This is a genomic window from Microcoleus sp. S28C3 (assembly GCF_036700785.1).
In the GTDB taxonomy this organism is placed as follows: domain Bacteria; phylum Cyanobacteriota; class Cyanobacteriia; order Cyanobacteriales; family Microcoleaceae; genus Microcoleus; species Microcoleus asticus.
Genome location: NZ_JAUBPO010000185.1, coordinates 1 through 7162, shown reverse-complemented (window position 1 = coordinate 7162; position 7162 = coordinate 1). Strand labels below are relative to the sequence as shown.

Genomic DNA, 7162 nt, shown 5'->3' with positions numbered 1-7162 from the left:
TAACTTATCTTTAACTGAGCTTTCAGATATCGATCGCTCCTGTTATTGGTTTGCGATCGATTATTCAGCAAGCCCTATCTATAGGGAAAAAAGCTCTTACTATCCTCATCTCAGCTTTACCGGAAACTGGACGGGAGGTGAAGATATCCTGCGATACTATACGGGTGTGATTGCTTCAGAAAAGCCCAAACTCTACCTCGGTGCTGATTACACTAGAAACACGCTAAACAATTGGAGTTTTCGTGGCGGTGCGATTGGTTATCTCAACCCCGATCGCGATTATTACAGCCAAATTTGGGGGAGTGTAGCCAAAACCTTTCGCTTTAGTAGGCGGGCAAATTTAACCTTATCAACTGGCTTCAATTATGCTCTCGATCGAGAAACAAGAATTGGTGATGTAGTTAGTATTTCACCAGCCAGTGAAGTTGCCCTTAGCGCTCGCCTGAATTGGGGAATTATTTCTCTTGGTTTGACCAACTATTTTGGTGATATCCTACCCAATTCCTACGACGATCGCTTACTGGCTGAGTTAACCATCCGTCCTCTAAGCACTCTCACTCTGTCTGGTTATATCGCCCCCATCGATAAAAACTCCACTCGCTCTCTCTACGGTGCTAGTGTAAGTTGGCAACTGGAAAATAACTACAACACTCCTACCCTATCCCTGAATTGGCAAAATAAGCAATATGATTATGGTGATGATGTTTTGGGGAATCGTTTATTATTGAATGATAATGTTTTTACGATCCTTTTTCGGATTGGTTCTCCAGCTAATCCGCTCTCTCGTTAATCTTACCTAGATCAGAAGCCAACTAATTTGCTCAAATAAAAAATAAAACTTCTGCCTCATCCCAGCCTGTGAACCGTTTGAGAAAATCTAAGCCAATAGGGACTCTCACCGAGATTACCTCATTTGCGAGTTAATCTGCTTCGGACGGCAGTGCCATAATATTTTAGGACTCTCAGTACGGAAGAACCGGAAATACCGATGCTATGGGAATTGCCAGTATCTAGGGCGGTGCAGTCAAATCAAAATATAATAAACTGCTACGCAGCTTAACAGTCAGCTAGGGTTCTGAGGGAAAAGTTGAGGGGCTACCCTCAACCCTTACCCGCTAAAAATATTAGTGTTATTTTCGATCGTCGATACAGGGCGAATAATTTTTGACCATCGACAAACAGTTCCGACCATCAGCCGTTCTCGTATAACTGAGACTGTCTGCGATGTCTTTCATCAACTTCAGACCCCGGCCGCCTGAAGCTTCAGGATCGATTTTTTCCGACATATCTTTAATTTTTTGCTCTAAATCAAACGCAGCGCCCGAATCCCAAATTTTAATATCTACTGATTCAGTGCACACCGCCACCTCAATGTCAACCGGCAAATCCGGCCGTTTGCCCTCGTGGGCGTGACGCACCGCATTTGTAAAGCCCTCAGCCAAAGCCAACTGACAGCGTATCCACACACTTGTGGGAATTCGCTGCTCGTACAATTGTGCAAACCATGACAAAACTCGGTCTAAAGCACTCAGACCAGTATTGACTTGAAGATCCGCTTTCTTTAGGACTTGCAACTTTTTGGAACCTTTTAATTCAATCACGCTCTGCCACTGAAATTATAGTTCCATAAAATAGAGACAAATGTTGTATTGCCTTTACTTTACGTTTTTAACTTTTTTTGCCCAAAGGCCGGCAACTGCTACCACCCAAATCACCCATCGCAGTCATTCACTGGCAGCCTCATTTTCCACATTCTCGATCGGCTCTTTTGCCATGTAAAACCGGGCAAAATTGAATGGGAGTGCGATCGTACTAGCTTTTGCTGCTAGGAAAATAAATGTCAAATCGACTAATTAGGTATTTACGATAACAGAAGTCCCGCCCAGATGTCAATTCGTCCCTGCTGCCCAAAAAAGTCCATAAAAGTTTATATTCTGAGTATAAACTAGGGGTGAAGTTCAACCGAACCAAAATTTGCCTCAAATTTCAAGGTAAATTGAACTTGATGGCTGGCCGGCAAAAGCATTTACCTGGAAAGCGATGTTATAGAAATATTCTGGGAGATTGAAAACCCTGTCCCGATCGAGCCCGGATTCCAAGCGACGGCTCGACGCTCGCTTCGCCGAACGTCTCAAGGGACGAAGAGTCCCCGTGTTCTTTTTTATCCGTCTTATGCTGGGTGTGGTACGATCGTAATCGATCTAAAAGTGAGTATAACTAAACAACATAAAAACTTAACTGGATTGGTTGAGCGATCGGTCACACAAACACGGTGTTGCTGTTTAGGAAAGCTACATTTGAACAAAACCTAACTATAAGTCAAGAACTAATTGAGTACGGTAGCGCATACCGGAATTTAGGCTTCTGGAGAGAGCGACCTCTACTTAGACAGGAGTAATCCTGTCGCAAGCGGTGTCAGCTCGTTGAATGAAGAATTGATCGTGTATGAAAGACCTGAGAGTGTCAATAGACTATACTCAATCTCAGACAAGGGCGCTGACAGGATATATTTTTAATGACCCCCAGACCTTGAAAAACTTGTAGTACCTAAGTGCCCATGTTTCAAATTCTGGTTATTGACGATGATACGGCCGTTCAAGAACTGCTGAGAAGAACCCTGAAAAAACAGGGTTACGAAGTGACAGTAGCAAGTAATGGCGAAGACGGTGTAGCCCAGGCGCAAAAATTGCGTCCGGCCTTGATAATTTGCGATTGGATCATGCCGCGCTTGACCGGCATAGATGTCTGCCGTCGAGTTAAGGCAGATCCGGAGCTGTCAACTACACAATTCTTTTTGTTGACTTCTTTGGGTTCGATCGCCGATCGAGTCAAAGGGCTCGACGCAGGTGCCGACGATTTTATCTCGAAGCCGATCGAACTCAACGAGTTACAGGCGAGAGTACGCGCGGGATTGAGGCTGCACCAACTCAGCCGAGATTTGAAAATAGCCAAGCAAAGTCTGGAAGCAGAGTTAGCCGAGGCCGCCGAGTACGTGCAATCGCTGCTGCCAGATCCGATGACGGAACCTTTCAGCATTGAGGCAAAATTCATTCCCTCCCGGCAGTTGGGGGGAGATTGCTTCGACTACAACTGGCTAGATGCCGATTATTTGGCGATTTACTTGCTCGACGTAGCCGGTCACGGTTTGCGGGCGGCGCTGCCTTCTGTGGCCGTGCTGAATTTGCTGCGATCGCGCACACTCCCGAACATAGACTATTACAAACCCAGCGACGTTTTGCGGGCCCTCAACACCACCTTCCAGATGAGCTACCAAAATGACAAGTATTTCACCATCTGGTATGGCGTTTACAACCGCATTTCTCGGCAGCTCATTTATGCCAGCGCCGGCCATCCCCCGGCGGTGTTGATTTCCCAGTCCCCTGCGAGCACTGCTAAAATCCAGCGATTAAAAACCCCCGGAATGCCGGTCGGGATGTTCCCCGATGCCCCCTATGTCGATAATTGCTGCGATGTCGAGGATTTGAGCACTCTCTACATCTTTAGCGACGGGGTATACGAGATCCACCAACCTGACGGCAATATCTGGGGGCTTGACCCTTTCGTTGACCTGTTAGCAGCTTACAACGGTGCAAGTGCCGACCAGTTAGAGCTGGTTTTGAACTACATTCAAAAGTTGAACGCTAAAGCAGTTTTTGATGATGATTGGTCTTTACTCAAGGTAAACTTTGGCTAACTGACTTCTTGCAGCGCATCTGCGACCAAATAGCAAGAAGGCAGCAGCCAAAAGATTTAGTTAGCTGAGGGAATTTTGCTATTAAAGGCTTCGCGGGTCGGAAAAATCTCGAAAACTCGATCCATGCTGGTGAGTTCAAATAAGATGCGGATTTGCTCGTTGATAGAACAGACAACTAATTGACTCCCAGCGGCCCGGACTGTTTTGAGCGCCAAGACTAAAGCGCCCAAACCAGAACTATCCATAAATGTCACATCAGTGAAGTCTATCAATACCACATCGGCTCCCGCTTCCACTAGGTCGCTAATCTCTTGGCGGAATTGACTTGCCTTGGTGCCGTCTAAAATGCCAGAGGGCTGAATAATTTTAACTACAGGACTCATATTTTGCGGTGGGAATGTCAGAATTTCTAGCCAGACTAGGCTAGTATAGCTGCGAGATGGACTCCGAGCCAAATAAGAAAGGGGGAAAGCGCCAGAGCCTGAGAGCGGGAGAATAGTTTTGAGTGCAAAAGATGGTGTTCGTCGCGGATCGTAACGCCGATCGGAGTCGCAGCGCTTCGCCGGGAGCGAATTTTGAGAGGGGACAATCTTTGTTCTGCCGAATGCCTTCTGGTATTAATCAAACAGGGCTAACTTTGGCGCGGTAGAGCAGTTTGTCGCCTTGTCTGTAGCCTGTGTAGCGGACTTTGACGGGTTCTCCGGGCTGGGCTGTTCCTTCCATGAGCTGGTGCTGTTGGGGGTTGTAGGGAATCTGGGCTCCGACTGGGGCGATCGACTCCACTCCCCAATGCTCCAATAACTGCTCGACTGGCCGCAGCAAGGGCAGTAGTTTTTGAGCCCGCAAGTGGTGATTTTCTTGAGCTTTGCTCGCAGCAGTCGGCCACTGCAACATCCAAGATTCTAAAATTTGCACGCTAGATAGCTGGAATTCCTGCATCAAAGATTCTCGCTGGTGTTCGATCGAAGCTTGCAGGCGCTGATATTCTTGTTCTAGGGCTGTTGATGGTGCCTGTTCTAACTCTACATAGTCTGGCGCCAATGTTGCGAGCAGTTCGGTTAAGGAAATTTGCAAAGCTTGACTGATTTTGAGCAGGATGTGGGCTCGGGTTTGCAGGGCTAAGCCGCGACGCAGGCGACTTAGCTGGATCTCGGGAACTCCTGCTTTTTGGCTGAGTTCTCGATCGCTCGAAAGCCCCGCCTGTTGCATCAGGCGTTGCAGTTGAGGAGCATAATCTGGAATATTGGCAGTCACGAAAAACTCATCCAAATTAATAAATGGACATACTCTCGATCGTAAACTGTCAGGAGCATTAACGAAATACATTTTTGGGGCGGGCTGTTCGGCCCGCCCCACAGCAGTTTCGCAATTTATGAAGATGCAAGTTCAATTCTTGAAAGCTTGCTATTTGACGGCTACTTTTTCCCGGGCGGAGGCTGTTGCAGTTGTCGCAGAACCTTGCAAATGCGCTTCTAGGAACCACAAACGCTTGTCAATTGTCCGCGAAATTTCGGTGTACAGATCCGCTGTATCGGCGTCGCCGAGTTCCGCTGCTTTGTCGATCGCGACTCGCAGGTGTTGGGCGTAGGGTGCGTAGCGATCGGCTAAAGCGGTCACGTATTCTTTCCCGTCTAAAATGTCGAAAGGAAATTCTGGCAGGATCGAATCTGCGGCGGCTGTGCGGGCTGTTCCTACAGCCAAACCGCCCAAAGCTGTGACCCGTTCTGCAACCAAATCGATGTATTCTTCGAGTTCTGTTGCCATTTCGTCAAACAGCAAGTGCAACTGGTAGAAGTCCATGCCTTTAACGTTCCAGTGAGCTTGTTTGACTTGAGTTTTCAAGTCCAGAGTCGTTGCCAGCGTGGCGTTGAGCAGCCCGACTACTTGAGAGCGGGTGGCGGCTGACATATCGATGCGGGTGGGGTAAAGATGTTGTTTGTGGTTGTTGGCAGTCATAGGTTTTTAGGTTGTTAGTAGTGATTGTCGATCGAATATCTTAGAAAGCTTTGGGCGATCGAATGTTTGCCTGTCGTGAATTTCTATTGAGAGGCTCAGGCTAAGTGCATCTGCAACACGGCACGGGTAGCTCGGCGTACTTTACAGCGGATAGTTTCTAAACCGAGACGCTGGCAAGCTTCGTAGCGGTGGCAGCCGGAAAATCCGTAATACTGACCATCTACTTCTAGCACATCGATGGGTTCGTTTAAACCTACCTCGCGGATGGATTCCATGAGGGCGGCTACTTTGCTTTGGTCGTTGACTCGCGGCAGGGGGCGGCGAATCTGGTTGAGGGGAATTTCTTCTATCCTCATGGCGGGTCTCTTTTTTGCTTGTTCTTAAATCATACTCGTAATGACTTCGTTTTAGCTATAAAAATGTCAGGAAATTTTGAGATGGGGAGAACGGGGGCGTGCGATCGCCCGTTTGCTGTAGTGTCGGGGGATCGAGGGCTAGAGGCTGTGGGTGAAGAAATCAGCATTAAAATTTCTGTCCCATCAACTTGGTAGCTCAATTGATTGTCCGTGTATTGACGTTTAAATGACCTAATTAGAATGCCCTCAAGTTATAATTTTGTTACGCAAAGCCTAGGCTAGTCGTTGATTTACTGCATCGCCAATAAATTTGCTGCGATATAATGCCATGATAAAAACATCCCAACCAGATATTGTTGTGACAAGCCAAGATGGGGAATATTTGATGATCGTTGAGGTAAAGCTGAAAGACCTCAGTATCAACGCTCAACTTATTGCACAGCTTAAACACACTATGGCATCTATTGGTTGTTCAGTTGGACTTGTCGTAACTGGTGAGCGTGTGATTCTCCTCCGCGACTCCTTAGAGAAGTATAATGGTGAGTCAATTGATGTAGTTGGTGAAGCGAAACTTCCAGATTCTTTGCTACCACCTGCAGATGAACAATGGAAAGCAAACCCTGGTATGGAGTTTGAATCGCGAGTTCAGCGATGGCTTGAGAAACTGAAGCTGACTGCTAGTATGGACAACTTCCCAAATGATTTAAGAAACCTACTTGGCGAACCAATAATTAGCCTTCTCCGAATTGGCGAAGTGAGGGCTGCTGGCCCTAGATGGAGTAAGAGTGCAAAGTGAAACCCAAGGCAGTTTTAGTGGAAACAAATTGGGTAGTCGATGTTATTGCTCCAGCACACTTGCAAAGTCCACAGGCTATTCAGTTGCTCCAACGTGCTCAGGCTGGTGAGTTTAAGTTATATGTGCCTGCAATATGCCTTACAGAAGCACGTGAAACCGTACCTCGAAGGTTTTCCCCACGGTCTCGCTCTGATGATACGCAAATTTGTCAGATGGGCAACAGATGAAGGTCGAGTCAGCGCTGAGGATGCCGATGCAGCACGTCGGGTATTTGCTCAATTTGGGAATGAAAAATAAATAAGTTGATGACTTATCGGTTATAATCAAAAAAGTGTGAGATGACAATTTTCACTCCTACAG

Annotated in this window: 9 protein-coding genes and 1 pseudogene; 5 read left to right on the top strand and 5 right to left on the bottom strand. The window is 47.0% G+C overall.

What is annotated here, in order from left to right:
* Positions 1-790: pseudogene (locus QUA13_RS30705) on the top strand (hypothetical protein); the annotation flags it as partial.
* 340 nt (positions 791-1130) lie between these two features.
* On the opposite strand, the gene QUA13_RS30700 reads toward QUA13_RS30705, so the two are convergent.
* Positions 1131-1601 carry an ATP-binding protein gene (locus QUA13_RS30700; protein ID WP_333204649.1) on the bottom strand — a complete coding sequence of 157 codons (471 nt, stop codon included), beginning with the start codon at positions 1599-1601 and terminating at the stop codon, positions 1131-1133.
* 956 nt (positions 1602-2557) lie between these two features.
* On the opposite strand from QUA13_RS30700, the gene QUA13_RS30695 reads away from it, so the two are divergent.
* Positions 2558-3694, top strand: a complete 1137-nt coding sequence (locus QUA13_RS30695) for a SpoIIE family protein phosphatase (protein ID WP_333204647.1) — start codon at positions 2558-2560, stop codon at positions 3692-3694.
* A 56-nt stretch (positions 3695-3750) separates the two neighbouring features.
* Here the strand turns inward: QUA13_RS30695 and QUA13_RS30690 are convergent, their stop codons facing one another.
* From QUA13_RS30690 to QUA13_RS30675, 4 genes are all read right to left on the bottom strand, one after another.
* Positions 3751-4077, bottom strand: a complete 327-nt coding sequence (locus QUA13_RS30690) for an STAS domain-containing protein (protein ID WP_333204645.1) — start codon at positions 4075-4077, stop codon at positions 3751-3753.
* A gap of 238 nt (positions 4078-4315) precedes the next feature.
* Positions 4316-5020 (bottom strand): helix-turn-helix domain-containing protein, encoded by a 705-nt coding sequence (locus QUA13_RS30685; protein ID WP_333204651.1) that lies wholly within the window; start codon positions 5018-5020, stop codon positions 4316-4318.
* A 78-nt stretch (positions 5021-5098) separates the two neighbouring features.
* Positions 5099-5650 (bottom strand): DNA starvation/stationary phase protection protein Dps, encoded by a 552-nt coding sequence (gene dps / locus QUA13_RS30680; protein ID WP_333204643.1) that lies wholly within the window; start codon positions 5648-5650, stop codon positions 5099-5101.
* Between the two features lie 95 nt (positions 5651-5745).
* A complete protein-coding gene (locus QUA13_RS30675) occupies positions 5746-6006 on the bottom strand; it encodes a sulfiredoxin (protein WP_333204641.1) in 261 nt (86 codons plus the stop codon).
* A gap of 63 nt (positions 6007-6069) precedes the next feature.
* Here QUA13_RS30675 and QUA13_RS30670 point away from each other — a divergent pair, with 63 nt between their 5' ends.
* The 3 genes from QUA13_RS30670 (at position 6070) to QUA13_RS30660 (ending at position 7099) form a co-directional block, all read left to right on the top strand.
* Positions 6070-6201: a hypothetical protein gene (locus QUA13_RS30670; RefSeq protein WP_333204639.1), complete on the top strand. Its 132-nt coding sequence runs from the start codon at positions 6070-6072 to the stop codon at positions 6199-6201.
* Between the two features lie 133 nt (positions 6202-6334).
* Positions 6335-6802 (top strand): type I restriction enzyme HsdR N-terminal domain-containing protein, encoded by a 468-nt coding sequence (locus QUA13_RS30665; RefSeq protein ID WP_333204638.1) that lies wholly within the window; start codon positions 6335-6337, stop codon positions 6800-6802.
* Between the two features lie 150 nt (positions 6803-6952).
* The gene (locus QUA13_RS30660; protein WP_333204636.1) at positions 6953-7099 is read left to right on the top strand and encodes a hypothetical protein; all 147 of its coding nucleotides are present in this window, start codon (positions 6953-6955) and stop codon (positions 7097-7099) included.
* Positions 7100-7162: the final 63 nt, after the last annotated feature.